This is a genomic window from Burkholderia sp. BCC1972 (assembly GCF_905339605.1).
GTDB lineage: Bacteria > Pseudomonadota > Gammaproteobacteria > Burkholderiales > Burkholderiaceae > Burkholderia.
The window spans coordinates 676037-688928 of the sequence record NZ_CAJPGH010000001.1; the positions used below are offsets into that span (position 1 = coordinate 676037).

Consider the following 12892-nt stretch of genomic DNA (forward strand, 5'->3'; position numbering starts at 1 on the left):
AACTCACCGGGAGGAACGAGCGGGACGCCGTGCGCGTCAGCGCGGCAGCGTCCGCAACGACGACGGCCCGCCCGTCAGCGCGATTCGCTTGCCGGTATCGCGCAGCTTGCCGCCTTCGACCGCATACAGCGCAAGCTGCCGTTCGACGTTGAACTGCACGATCACGTGCCGGCTGTCGGCGGTAAACACGATGCCCTGCGCGGCTTCGCCGCCAGGCAGCTCGCTCACCTTCACGGCCTGCCCGTCGCGGATCGCGAACAGCAGCACCTTGCCGAGCTTGTGGCGGCCCGGGTTGTCGGGCGTCAGGTTCGAGCCGTCCATCGCCTGCACGGCGATCCACTTCCCGTCCGGCGAGATCGCGACGCCCTCCGGCAGCGACGGCACCGTCAGGTACTGGACCGTGCGGAACGGCACGCGCGACACGTCGATCAGTGCGACCGAATCGGCATCGCCCGCGAGCGTGCCCGTATAACCGGGCAGCCCCGCGAGCCCCACGTTGCTGACGACGGCCCAGCGGTTGTCGCTCGACACGTCGATCGTGTAGGGCGCGACGCCCGTGCTCAGGCGCGTGCCGCTGTCGGTCACCTTGCCGTCGTCGACGTTCAGCACCGCGACGCCCTGCTCGTCGCGCAGCGACACGAGCGCGTGCTTGCCGTCATGCGTGAAGCTGATCCCGGCCAGCCGCTTCTTGCCGATCTTCAGGTTGCCGTCGAGCGTCACCTGCGTGCCATCGATGCGCAGGATCGACACGCTGCCGTCGACATTGGCGACGAGCGCGAGCCGGCCCGAGCGGTCGATCGCGATCCCTTGCGGATGCGTGCCGAGCTCGATGCGCGTGATCGCGGGCGGCGCGGCGTCGAGCGTCACGACCTGCAGGAACGTATCGAACACGAGCTGCTTCGCGGCCGTGTCGTAGCGCGTCGGCGCACCGACGAGCGCGAGCTTCGCGTCGGGCGTGATCGCGACGGCCTGCGGCGGGCCCTGGATGCCGTTCTCGACGTCGACCTGCAGCGCGACCTTCGGCGGGAACGTGCTGGCGTCGAGCAGCGTCAGCGTGTCGGCGGGCGGGGAAGGCAGATAGGTGTCGCGGCCCTCGACGCGCTGGTACTTGCCGTCGTTGCCGGACACGATCCAGTCGGCGGCGTGCACGGCAACGGCCGTCGTGGCGAGGGTCAGCGCGGCGAGCAGGCGCGCGCTGCGCAGGCGGAAGGGATTCGAATGCATGGCGGTCGGTTCTCCGGATCGGTTGCGGACGCAATGAATGGCACGACCCTGCTGCTCGACGGGTCGACGCCATCGCATGATGCCCGAAAGCGCGCGGATCCGGTGTCTCGCGCCGCGATCCGTCAGGTTGCAGATCGCGCGCCCGACTCCCACTGTGCGGCATCGTCGAGCGGATACACGGGCCGCACGAGCCGCTCGTAACGGAACAGCCCGTAGTCCGAGCCCGTCACGCCGCGGCTGTCGCATTCGACCAGCGCCGCCGCGATCGGCACGAACACCGGCCGGCAATACATCCGCGACTTCAGCAGCAGGAAACGGGCGCGGCGCGGATCGACGCCGACGCTCTCGAACACGCCGAGATCCCACGGCTCCTGCGTGCGCTCGGTGACGACGAGCGTGGCCGCGCCGATGTCGAGCACGGCCGCGCGGCCCATGTACGCGCGCTGCCCCGTATACGTCGGCCCCGTGATCACGTATTCGCCGTCGGTGATCGCTCGCACGACGCCCGTCGCACGGAACGGCTCGCGCCGCACGCCGCCATGCGACGGCAGCCGGTTGCCGACCGGCACCGTGACCGTTGCGCCGACACCCGCGTCGATCAGCGCGGCGACGGCCTCGGGATCGCACAACGGCCCGCTGACGATGCCGTCGAGCCCGTGCGCGAGCGCAGCCTCGAGCAGGTCCATCGTGTCGCACGGGCCGCCCGACATGCAGTTGTCGCCGTGATCGAGCATCAGCACGGGGCGGTCCGCGCCCTGTGCGAGCGCCGCAGCCTGCGCAACCGATTCGGCGAGCGGCGCGCTGCGATAGACGAAGTCGTCGCGCGCGTCCCAGATCTGCCGCGCAATGCGCTCGGCCACCGCATCGGCCGCGGCGCGGTCGCCATCGGCCACCACGACCACGCTGATGCACGGGGCGGGAATGTCCGCGAGCGAGAAGCCGGGCAGCACCGATACCGCGAGCATCCCGTCGGCTTCGGCCGCGCGTGCGGCCTCCACCGCGCGCCGCATCGCGCCTTCCGCGCTCGCGCTGCGCAACGTCGACGCCATCAGCGGCGGCTGCCGCCATGCGAGCACCGGCCGCGCACGGCCGTGAAGCCGGTCGAGCAGCAGCCGCGCCGCGTGTTCGCCGGTCTCATACATGTCGACGTGCGGATAGGTCTTGAAACTGACGATCACGTCCGCGTTGTCGACCATCTTCTGCGTGACGTTCGCGTGCAGGTCGAGCGCGACCGCGATCGGCGCATCGGGCAGCGCCGCGCGCACGCGTGCGAGCAGGTCGCCCTCGCCGTCCGCGCTCTGCTCGGCGACCATCGCGCCGTGCAGGTCGAGCATCACCGCGTCGCAACCGGGCGCGGCCGCGACGATCGCGTCGCAGATCGCCGCATACGCGTCGGCCGCGACGGGCCCGCTCGGGTTCGCGGCCGCCGACACGGGTGTCACGACGTCGGCGCCCTCGCGCGCGGCCGCATCGATGAATGCGGCCATCGCAGTGCGCATCCCGTGGTTCGCGCGATACGCGTCGCCGCCCCAGTCGGGCCCGTTGCGGCCGAATGCGGCAAGCGGCGTCGGCACCGGCGAGAACGTGTTGGTCTCGTGGTTCATCCGGGCGATCAGGATCTTCATCGCGCAGCGCCCTCCGCGATCCCGGCAGCACCCAGCATCGCCTGCAGCAGCACGTTGCAGCCGGCTTCCAGATGCGCCGGATCGGCGTCCTCGATCTCGTTGTGGCTGATCCCGTCCTTGCACGGCACGAAGATCATCGCGGTCGGCGCAACACGCGCGAGATACACGGCGTCGTGACCCGCGCCGCTGATCACGTTCATCGACGACAGCCCGAGCGCGTGCGCACCGGCGCGGACCTGCCCGACCAGTGCCGTATCGAACGGCTGCGGCGGAAAGTACACGACCGGCTCGATGTCGATCCGCATCCCGGCCGCCGCGCCCAGGTCGGCGCATGCCGCACGCAGTTGCGCATCCATCGCCGTCAGCGTCGCGTCGTCGGCCGCGCGCAAATCGACGGTCAGCGTCACGCGGCCCGGAATCACGTTGCGCGAGTTCGGGTGCACGTCGACCCAGCCAACCGTGCCGCGCCCATGCGGCGGATGCGCACACGCGATCTCGTTCACCTTGCGCACGAGATCGGACGCGACGAGCAGCGCGTCGCGCCGCAGCGCCATCGGCGTCGGGCCGGCGTGCGCCTCCATGCCGTGGACAGTCACGTCGTACCAGCGCTGCCCGAGCGCGCCCTCGACCACGCCGATCGTCGTATCGTGCGCCTCCAGCACCGGCCCCTGCTCGATGTGCGCCTCGAAATACGCGCCGACCGGATGCGCGCCCTTCGCGTCGCCCGCATAGCCGATCGCGGCCAGCGCATCGCGCACCGACACGCCATCGCGATCGCATTGCGTGAGCGCATGGTCGAGCGTGAACGCGCCCGCGAACACGCCGGAACCCATCATCACCGGGACGAAACGGGAACCTTCCTCGTTGGTCCAGACGGCAACCTCGAGCGGCGCGCGCGTACGCACCCCGGCGTCATCGAGCGTACGCAGCACCTCGAGGCCGGCCAGCACGCCGTAGTTGCCGTCGAACTTGCCGCCCGTCGGCTGCGTATCGATATGGCTGCCCGTCGCCACGGGCGGCAGGTCGTCCCGTTCGCCCACGCGTCGCGCAAAGATGTTGCCGATCGCATCGACACGCACCGTGCAACCGATTTCCTTCGCCCACGCGACGAACAGGTCGCGCGCCTCGCGATCGAGTTCGGTGAGCGCGAGACGGCACACTCCGCCCTTCTCGGTCGCGCCGATCCGCGCCAGACGCATGAGGCTGTCCCACAGTCGCGCACCATCGACGCGCAAGCCGGACGCCGCGACGCCCGGAGTCAAATCCTGTACTTGCATCGTTGCCATTCCTCGCATTGAAAGGGCACGGCTCATGCGACGCCGACGCCCAGGTACCGGTCCTTCACGTCATGATCGGCCGCGAACGCCGCGTTGCTGCCTTCGTAGACGATCACGCCCTGCTCGATCACGAAGTGGCGATCCGCGAGCTGCGTGCACACTTCGAGGTTCTGTTCGACGAGCAGGATCGCGACGCCGGCCGCCTTGATCCGCTTCAACTGCTCGACGATCTCCTCGACGATCACCGGCGCGAGCCCCTCGACCGGTTCGTCGAGCATCAGCAGCCGCGGATGATTCATCAGCGCGCGGCCGATCGCGAGCATCTGCTGCTCGCCGCCCGACAACTGCGCGCCGCCGTTGCGGCGGCGCTCCTTCAGGCGCGGAAAGATGCGGTAGATGTCGTCGAGCTGCCACGGCGAATCGCGACGCGCGCCGAGCCGCAGGTTTTCCTCGACCGACAGCAGCCGGAAGATCCCGCGATGCTCGGGCACGAAGCACAGCCCTTGCGCGGCGATTCGGTGCGCCGGCTGCCCGGACACCGGCCGGCCCGCGAACGTCACCGTGCCGCCGGTCGGCGGGACGACGCCCGCGATCGTCTTCAGCGTCGTCGATTTGCCCGCGCCGTTGCGGCCGAGCAGCGTCACCGTCTCGCCTTCGTTCACGCTCAGCGAAATGCCCTGCAGTACGTGGCTCTTGCCGTAGCACGCATGAACCTCCTTCACGTCGAGCATCATGCGCGGCCTCCGGTGATCATGTTGCCGAGATACGCACTGCGCACGCGCGCGTCGCCGCGAATCGCGTCGGGCTTGCCTTCCACCAGCACGCGCCCCTGCTGCATCACCGTGATCGTGTCCGAGATATCCATCACGATGCCCATGTTGTGTTCGATCAGCACCACCGTGTAGTCGTCGCGCAGGCCGCGGATCAGCGCCTTCATGTCGTCGAGATCGTCGATGCCCATGCCCGACGTCGGCTCGTCGAGAAAAATCGCGCGCGGCCGCGCCGCCAGCGCCATGCCGACCTCGAGCCGGCGCTGCTGGCCATGCGACAGCACGCCCGCTGCCGTGTCGGCGAAGCGTTGCAGGCCGAGCCGCTCGAGGACGTCGTCGACGATGCCGTCATGCGCGAGCGCGCCGCGCGGCGGCGTCCACGGATTCAGCGCCCGCCGCGATTCGACGCCCTGTGCGGCGACGCGCAGGTTTTCGCGCACGCTCAGGTTCGGAAACAGGCTCGTCACCTGGAACGAGCGTGCGATGCCGCGCCGCACGCGCTTGTGATCGGGTTCGTGCGACACGTCCTGGCCATCGAACAGGATCGAGCCCGACGTGATCGGCAGCGTGCCCGTCAGCGTATGGAACAGCGTCGTCTTGCCCGCGCCGTTCGGGCCGATCACCGAATGCACGGTGCGCGGCATGATGCGCAGATCGACACCGCCCAGCGCCGTGAACTTGCCGTAACGTTTGACGATGCCGCGTGCTTCGAGAATCGCTTCGCTCATTGCCGCTCCTTGACCGTTCCCGCCGCGCCGTCGCTACGCCGCAGCGACGTCACGATGCGTTCGCCCAGCCCCCACAACCCGCGCTGCATGAACAGGCTGACCGCGATCAGCACGAGGCCGAGCAGCAGCAGCCAGCGCGGCCACAACGTCGACAGCCAGTCCGCGAACAGTACGTAGAACGCCGCGCCGAGCACCGACGCGAACAGGTTGCCCGTGCCGCCGATCACCGTCATCACGAGAATCATTTCGCTCGTGTGATAGTCGATGTTCGACAGCGGCGCGATGCCCGTCATCAACGCGTGCAGCGCCCCCGCCAGGCCCGTGACCGCGCCCGAGATCACGAACGCGGCGAGCTTGAAGCGTTTCACGTCGTAGCCAGTTGCCGCCGCGCGCGCCTCGTTGTCGCGGATCGCGAGCAGCGTCCGGCCGAACACCGAGCGCGATACGCGCAGCAGTAGCCAGAACACCGCGACGAACAGCACCGCGACGAAGCCGTAGTAACGCCACGGTGAATCGAGCGAGACGAGCGGATGCCCGAACGCGGACAGCACGGGGCGCGGAATGTCGAGCAAACCGTTGTCGCCGCCCGTCACATCCGGCGTCGTGTACGCGAGGAAGTAGAACAGCTGCCCGAATGCGAGCGTCAGCATCACGAAATAGGTGCCGCGCTGCCGGATCGAGAACCAGCCGACGAGTGCGGCCGCGGCGGCGCCGAGCACCGTGGCCGCGACCAGCGCCGCCGTCACGGATGCGACGCCGCGCGTCAGCACCAGCCCCGCCGCGTAGCTGCCGAGCCCGAAGAAGATGCCCTGCCCGAACGACAACAACCCCGTGTAGCCGAGCAGCAGGTTGCAGCCGAGCGCGGCGAGCGCGAACACCAGCACTTCGGTCGCGAGCGAGCCCGAACTCAACACGAGCGGCAACACGCACGCGGCCGCCACCGCGAGCCAGCCTTCCGGCCGCTGCAGCACGCCGCGCCACGGCTGCGAGCGTTGCGACGCTGCCGCGTCCGGCGGCATCGGTTTCGACGAATCGATCATGCGGCCCTCCCCAGCAAACCGTTCGGACGCAGCAGCAGCACGGCCGCCATCGCGACATAAATCATCAGCCGCGCGCCTTCGGGCCACAGTGTGCTCATCAGGCTCTGCACGATGCCGACCAGCAGCCCGCCGACGAGCGCGCCGAGAAAATTCCCCATCCCGCCGACGACGACCACGACGAATGCGACGCCGAGCGCCTCGATGCCCATGAACGGATCGACGCCGCGGATCGGCGCGGCGAGTACGCCGGCCAGCGCGGCCGTCGCCGCGCCGAGTGCGAACACGAGACTGAACACGCGCGTCACGTTGATGCCGAGCAGCGACACCATTTCCGTCGACTCGCTGCCCGCGCGCACCGTGCTGCCGAGCCGCGTGCCTTCGAGTACCCACCACAGCAACGCGGCGAGGACGGCCGTGAATGCGATCACGAACAGCCGGTACTTCGGGTAGACGAAGGCGCCCCAGATCACGACGCCATTCAGCCCATCGGGCGGCGGCACGTTGTCGCCGAGCGGCCCCCACGCGAGAATCGCGCATTCCTGCAGCACGAGCGCGAGGCCGACCGTCGCGAGGATGTGGAATTCGTGCTGTTGCGCGTACACGTGACGCAGCACCAGCTTCTCGACGATCCATGCGAACGCGCCGACGACGAGCGGCACGATCGCGAGCGCGACCCAGAAATTCGCCGACCATTGCAGCGCCTGGTAGCAGAGGTACGCACCGAGCAGATAGAACGCGCCGTGAGCGAAATTCACGAAGCGCAGCAGGCCGAACACGATCGACAGGCCGACGGCGAGCAGGAAATACAGCATGCCCACGCCGATGCCGTTGACGATCTGCAGCAGATAGACGTTCATGGCTTCCGTGTCGGAAAGGAAGGTAACGGACGCCCGCGGCGCGCGATGCGCCGCGAACGCATGCACGGCGTCACGCGAGCTTGCAGCCCGTCTTGTCGAGCGGCAGGAACGACTGGCCGGAGCTGACGATGTCGGCATAGTCGTCCGCGTTCTTCATCCGGCCCTTCGGCTTGCCCTTCAGCAGGTAGTAGTTCTTCAGCACCTGGTGGTCGCCCTTGCGGATTTCCTCCGGCCCCGTGAGGCCGTCGTACTTCATCCCCTCCATCGCCGCGACGACCTTCTTCGGATCGGCGCTGCCGGCCTTCACCATTGCGTCGATCAGGATCTTCGAGCAGATGTACGAACCCGCGAGGCTGTAGTTCGGGTTTGCCTTGAATGCGGCGTTCGCGCGCTTCACGAGATCGCGGTTCAGCGGCGAATCGATGCCGTGCCAGTACTGCGCGCCGAAATACACGCCGTCGCAGATGTCCGGGCCGAGCGCCTCGAACTGCTCGAGGCCCGACGCCCACGCGAGCAGGATCGTGCAGTTGCGCTTCATTCCGAAGCTGACGGCCTGGCGCAGCGTGTCCGACGACTGCGAGCCGAAGTTCAGGATCAGCAGCACGTCGGGCTGCGCGGCCGCCGCATTCGTCAGGTAGCCGCTGAACTCCTTCTCGGCGAGCGAGTGATAGCTGTTGCCGACGTGCTCGATGCCCTTCTCCTTGAAGACCGCCTTCGCGGCCGACAGCAGGCCGTCGCCGAACACGTATTGCGGCGTGATCGTGTACCAGCGCTTCGCCTTCGGCAGCATCTGGATCAGCGGGCGCACCGTCTGCTCGATCGCGCCGAAGGTCGGCACCGACCAGCGGAAGGTCGCCGCGTTGCAATCCTTGCCGGTGATCTCGTCCGCGCCGGCCGTCGTAATGAACACGCCGCCCGCCTTCTGCACTTCCTTGCCCATCGCCAGCGATTCGGACGACAGGATGCCGCCCGCGAAGAAACGCACGCCCTTCTGCTGCGCGATTTCCTGCACGCGCCGCACGGCCGTCGCCGGCTTGCCCTCGGTGTCGAGCGCCGTATACGCGAGCGGCGCGCCGAGCACCGTGCCGTATTGCTTGACGGCGAGCTGCATGCCGAGATCGGCGTACTTGCCGTTCGCGGCGAACGGCCCGGACATCGGCACCGGGCATGCAAGCTGGATGGACGAGCCTTGCGCGAACGCGACACGGGACGACATGCTGCCGAGCGCGCCCGGCACGGCCGACAGCGCGGCCAGTTTCAACAGTTCTCGGCGATTCAAGTTGACGCTCCTCATGATGGGGGGACACACGCGATACGACCGACTGCCAAACCGTGCCCACGCCATTCCAGGATGCGCGCCGCCGGTTCATTCTATTTATCATGATAAATAGAATGAACCTGATGCTAGAGTTGATCAAAATTGGTGTCAATCAGGCAAAATTCCGTACCCGCGCCGGGACCGGTCGTCGACGATGACGCGGCGCGCAGCCACACAAAGGAGTCTTGAAGATGGTCATGGACCGAGCCAGGGCAGGCCTCGCGGTCGAAATCAAGCAGCCGAAGCGCGCCGATCTCGTCGCCGAGGAGATCAAGCGGCTGATTACCGAGAAGGACCTGAAACCCGGTGACCGCCTGCCGCGCGAAGCCGAGCTGCAGCAGCTCTACGCGGTGAGCAAGAGCACGATCCGCGAGGCGCTGAAGTCGCTCGAGGTGCAGGGGCTCATCAAGGTCACGACAGGACCGTCGGGCGGCGGGATGGTCGTCGAGGTGCCGCTCGACCGCACGCTTCAGCTCCTGCAGAACTACCTGTTCTTCAAGGACGTGACGATCGACGACATCTATACGGTGCGCAAGCTGCTCGAACCCGAGCTGGCCGCCGGCGCGGTACCACACCTGACGGAGCGCGACTTCGCGGCCCTGGAATCGAACATTGCTTGCTGCGACGGCGCGTCGGGCGTGCACGATCGCGGCCACATGCTGCGTCAGCGGCAGGAGGACACGACGTTCCACGACATCCTCGCGGCCGCGAATCCCAATCCGTTCCTGCGCTTCAGCTGCGAACTGATCAACGAGATGATCCGGCAGTTGATCGAATTCCGGAACGATACGCCGCTCGCCGAGCACAAGCGCTTCGGCGAAGCGAACGTGTCGATCCACAAGGCGATCCTGCAGGCCGCGCGCGAGCGCGATACCGAGCGCGTCCGTGCGCTGATGGTCGAGCACATGACCGAGGCGCCCAAGCATGTGAAGCGGATGAAAGGCAAGCTGCGCGGGCGGTTGATCCTCGATTCCGAGATTCGCAGGCGCGCCGCCGCTTCCGTTGCGGGATCCGATGCGGCCGCGGTGGATCCGGAGGACCGCTGAACGTCGGCATGGGCGGCGCGCGGGGTCAAGGCCGACCGCCGCGCGCGGCGCCGCTGCCGGCGGGAACGCATTCGCCGCGCGGTTCCCCGGGGCGATCAGCGCGTCATCGCACGCCGCTCACGCGTACCCCGTCGTGCCCTTCGTCTCCAGATATTCGACGAGGCCGAACTCCGCATACTCGCGCCCGTTGCCCGAACGCTTGTAACCGCCGAACGGCGCGGCCGGGTTCCACGCCGGATAGTTGATGTGCACGTTGCCGACCCGCAGCCGTGCCGCGACCCGGCGCGCCCGCTCGAGATCAGTCGACTGCACGTAGGCCGCGAGCCCGTACACCGAATCGTTCGCGAGCGCGATGGCCTCTTCTTCGGTCCGGTAGGTCATGATCGACAGCACCGGGCCGAAGATCTCTTCGGTCGCGATCGTCATGTCCGGCGTGACGTTCGAGAACACCGTCGGGCGCACGTAGAACCCGTCGCCGAGCCCTTCCGGCCGGCCGGGGCCGCCGGCGACGAGCGTCGCGCCTTCCTCGATCCCGAGCCGGATGAAGTGCTGGATGCGATCGAACTGCGTACGGCTGACCACCGGCCCGATGCCGGTTTCCGTCGAATGCGGATCGCCGACGACGGTGCGTTCCGCTTCGCGCCGCGCCGCCTGCTCGGCCCGCGGCAGATGATCGACATGCACGAGCATGCGCGTCGGTGCATTGCACGACTGGCCGCTGTTGCTGAAGCAACTGCGTACGCCGCGCGTGACGGCGTCCTCGATGTCGGCATCGGGCAGGATCAGGTTCGGGCTCTTGCTGCCGAGCTCCTGGTGCACGCGCTTGACGGTATCGGCGGCCGCCTTCGCGACCTCGATACCGGCGCGCGTCGAACCCGTGAACGACACCATGCCGACATCCGGGTGTCGCGACAGCGCGTCGCCCACTTCATGCCCGTAGCCGTGCACGAGGTTGAACACGCCGGGCGGTACGCCGGCCTCGTGCAGGATCTCCGCGAACAGGATCGCGCTGAACGGCGCGATCTCGCTCGGCTTGAGCACCATCGTGCAGCCGGCGGCGAGGGCCGGCGCGACCTTGCACACGATCTGGTTGATCGGCCAGTTCCACGGCGTGATCAGCGCACACACGCCGATCGGCTCGTGCGACACCAGCAGCCCATCGGCCTGCGTGCTGAAGCGGAACGACTGCAGCGCACGAATCGTCTGCTCGAGGTGCGCGGTGCCCACCGCGGCCTGCGCCGCGCGCGCAAACGCGATCGGCGCACCCATTTCGCGGCTGATCGTCTGCGCGACTTCTTCATAGCGGCGCTGGTAGATCTCGAGCACGCGCTTCAACAACGCGACGCGCTCGGCCACGGACCAGCGCGAGTAAGTATCGAAGGCCCGTTTCGCCGCGTCGACCGCGCGATCGACGTCGGCCGCGACGCCGATCCTGAGCTGCGCATACGGCTGCGCGGTGGCCGGGTCGATCACGTCGATCGATCGTGCATCGGCCGGATCGAGCCACTGGCCGTCGATATAGGACTGTTGTGACGTTCGCATCGAATACTCCTGAAATGAGGGACGCCGCGCTCAGCGCGTCGCCCGCGCGTAAGTGTCGACGAGGATGTCGCGGATCTGCGCGACGAACCAAACGATCTCGTCGCGCGTCATCACGAGCGGCGGCGAGAACTGCACGATCGGCGTGCCTTCGTGATCGATACCCGCGCGGCACAGCAGCCCCGCGTCGAAGATCGCGGGCGCGAGCATCGTCGACACGAACGCCTGCGCGCCGATGCCGGCCGCCCAGCGACGCGCGGCCTTGTCGGTCACGAGCTCGAGCGAATAGTGGTAGCCGTCGCCACGCACGTCGCCGACGCACGGCAATTCGAGCAGCCCGTCGAGCGTCTGGCGGAATACGGCTTCGTTGTCGCGAACATTCTCGAGAACGCGCTCGCGCGCCATGATCTCGAGGTTCGCGAGCGCGGCCGTGCAGGCGACCGGATGGCCGCCGTACGTCGCGCCGTGCAGGAACATCTGCTGCGGCCCGTCGAGCACGGTGTCGACGACCGCATCGCTCGCGATCACGCCGCCGAGCGGCACATAGCCCGACGCAATGCCTTTCGCGAACGTGATGATGTCCGGCTTCAGTCCATAGCGCGCCGACCCGAAATATTCACCGAGCCGGCCGAACCCGCAGATCACCTCGTCCGCGACGAGCAGCACGCCATGCCGGTCGCAGATATCGCGCAGCCCCGCCGCGTAGCCGGCCGGCGGCGTCAGGCTGCCGCCCGCGTTCTGCAACGGCTCGACGACGATCGCGGCGACCGTGTCCGGCCCTTCCTGCACGATCAGCGATTCGATCTCGTCGAGCAGGTGGCGCGTGAACTGCGCTTCCGTCTCGTTCGCCGGGCGGCCGTAGCGCTTCGTGTTGCCCACGTGCCGCACGCCCGACATCAAAGGTTCGAAGTGCTTGCGGAAGTTCGTCATCCCGTTCAGCGCGAGCGCGCCGAACGACGTGCCGTGATACGCGACGCGCCGCGCGATGAACTTGCGCCGCTGCGGCTCGCCACGCGACTGGTGATACTGGCGCACCAGCTTGATCGCCGCTTCGTTCGACTCCGAGCCGCTCGACGTGAAGAACACGCGGTTCAGGCCTTCGGGTGCGAGCGTCGCGAGCTGGTGCGCGAGCCGGATCGCCGGTTCGTGGCCATAGCCCCAGTTGGTCGCGAACGGCAGCCGCACCATCTGCTCGCGGATCGCATCGCCGATCTCCGCGCCGTGGCTGTAGCCGACCTGCACGCAGTACAGTCCCGCCAGCCCGTCGAAATAGCGCTTGCCGTTGCGATCGACGAGCCAGCAGCCTTCGCCGCGGTCGAACACGGTCAGCGCGTTCTCGCGGTACGCATCGGCATGCGTGAAGTGCATCAGCAGGTGGCGCTTGCCGAGCGCCTGCAGGTCCGCATCGAGATTGACGTCAACAGCGTTCATGGGTCACTCCTCCTTCAGGGTTTCAGAACCGGCACCG

The 12892-nt window shown here is 68.0% G+C and carries 11 protein-coding genes; 1 reads left to right on the forward strand and 10 read right to left on the reverse strand.

Annotated features, from left to right (window positions below):
- Positions 1-36 precede the first annotated feature (36 nt).
- From U5798_RS03035 to U5798_RS03070, 8 genes are all read right to left on the reverse strand, one after another.
- Complete coding sequence (locus U5798_RS03035; RefSeq protein WP_124448717.1) at positions 37-1224, reverse strand: beta-propeller fold lactonase family protein; 1188 nt, start codon at positions 1222-1224, stop codon at positions 37-39.
- 122 nt (positions 1225-1346) lie between these two features.
- Positions 1347-2849, reverse strand: a complete 1503-nt coding sequence (locus U5798_RS03040) for a M81 family metallopeptidase (RefSeq protein WP_124448719.1) — start codon at positions 2847-2849, stop codon at positions 1347-1349.
- Positions 2846-4126: a Zn-dependent hydrolase gene (locus U5798_RS03045; RefSeq protein ID WP_322081125.1), complete on the reverse strand. Its 1281-nt coding sequence runs from the start codon at positions 4124-4126 to the stop codon at positions 2846-2848. The genes U5798_RS03040 and U5798_RS03045 overlap by 4 nt, the downstream gene beginning before the upstream one ends.
- A 32-nt stretch (positions 4127-4158) precedes the next feature.
- Positions 4159-4860, reverse strand: coding sequence for an ABC transporter ATP-binding protein (locus U5798_RS03050; RefSeq protein ID WP_124448723.1), 702 nt, complete (start codon positions 4858-4860; stop codon positions 4159-4161).
- Positions 4857-5624 carry an ABC transporter ATP-binding protein gene (locus U5798_RS03055; protein ID WP_124448725.1) on the reverse strand — a complete coding sequence of 256 codons (768 nt, stop codon included), beginning with the start codon at positions 5622-5624 and terminating at the stop codon, positions 4857-4859. Before U5798_RS03055 ends, U5798_RS03050 begins: the two co-directional genes overlap by 4 nt.
- Entirely contained in the window at positions 5621-6664 is a 1044-nt protein-coding gene (locus tag U5798_RS03060) for a branched-chain amino acid ABC transporter permease (RefSeq protein WP_322081126.1), read from the reverse strand. The genes U5798_RS03055 and U5798_RS03060 overlap by 4 nt, the downstream gene beginning before the upstream one ends.
- A complete protein-coding gene (locus U5798_RS03065) occupies positions 6661-7521 on the reverse strand; it encodes a branched-chain amino acid ABC transporter permease (protein ID WP_124448730.1) in 861 nt (286 codons plus the stop codon). The genes U5798_RS03060 and U5798_RS03065 overlap by 4 nt, the downstream gene beginning before the upstream one ends.
- 70 nt (positions 7522-7591) lie before the next feature.
- Positions 7592-8800: an ABC transporter substrate-binding protein gene (locus U5798_RS03070; RefSeq protein ID WP_124448732.1), complete on the reverse strand. Its 1209-nt coding sequence runs from the start codon at positions 8798-8800 to the stop codon at positions 7592-7594.
- Between the two features lie 230 nt (positions 8801-9030).
- On the opposite strand from U5798_RS03070, the gene U5798_RS03075 reads away from it, so the two are divergent.
- Entirely contained in the window at positions 9031-9885 is an 855-nt protein-coding gene (locus tag U5798_RS03075; protein WP_124448734.1) for a FadR/GntR family transcriptional regulator, read from the forward strand.
- Positions 9886-10002: 117 nt separating this feature from the next.
- On the opposite strand, the gene U5798_RS03080 is transcribed toward U5798_RS03075, so the two are convergent.
- Together U5798_RS03080 and U5798_RS03085 are read right to left on the reverse strand one after the other, a co-directional pair.
- The gene (locus U5798_RS03080) at positions 10003-11427 is read right to left on the reverse strand and encodes an aldehyde dehydrogenase family protein (protein ID WP_124448736.1); all 1425 of its coding nucleotides are present in this window, start codon (positions 11425-11427) and stop codon (positions 10003-10005) included.
- 30 nt (positions 11428-11457) lie between these two features.
- A complete protein-coding gene (locus tag U5798_RS03085; RefSeq protein WP_322081127.1) occupies positions 11458-12855 on the reverse strand; it encodes an aspartate aminotransferase family protein in 1398 nt (465 codons plus the stop codon).
- Between the last annotated feature and the right edge of the window lie 37 nt (positions 12856-12892).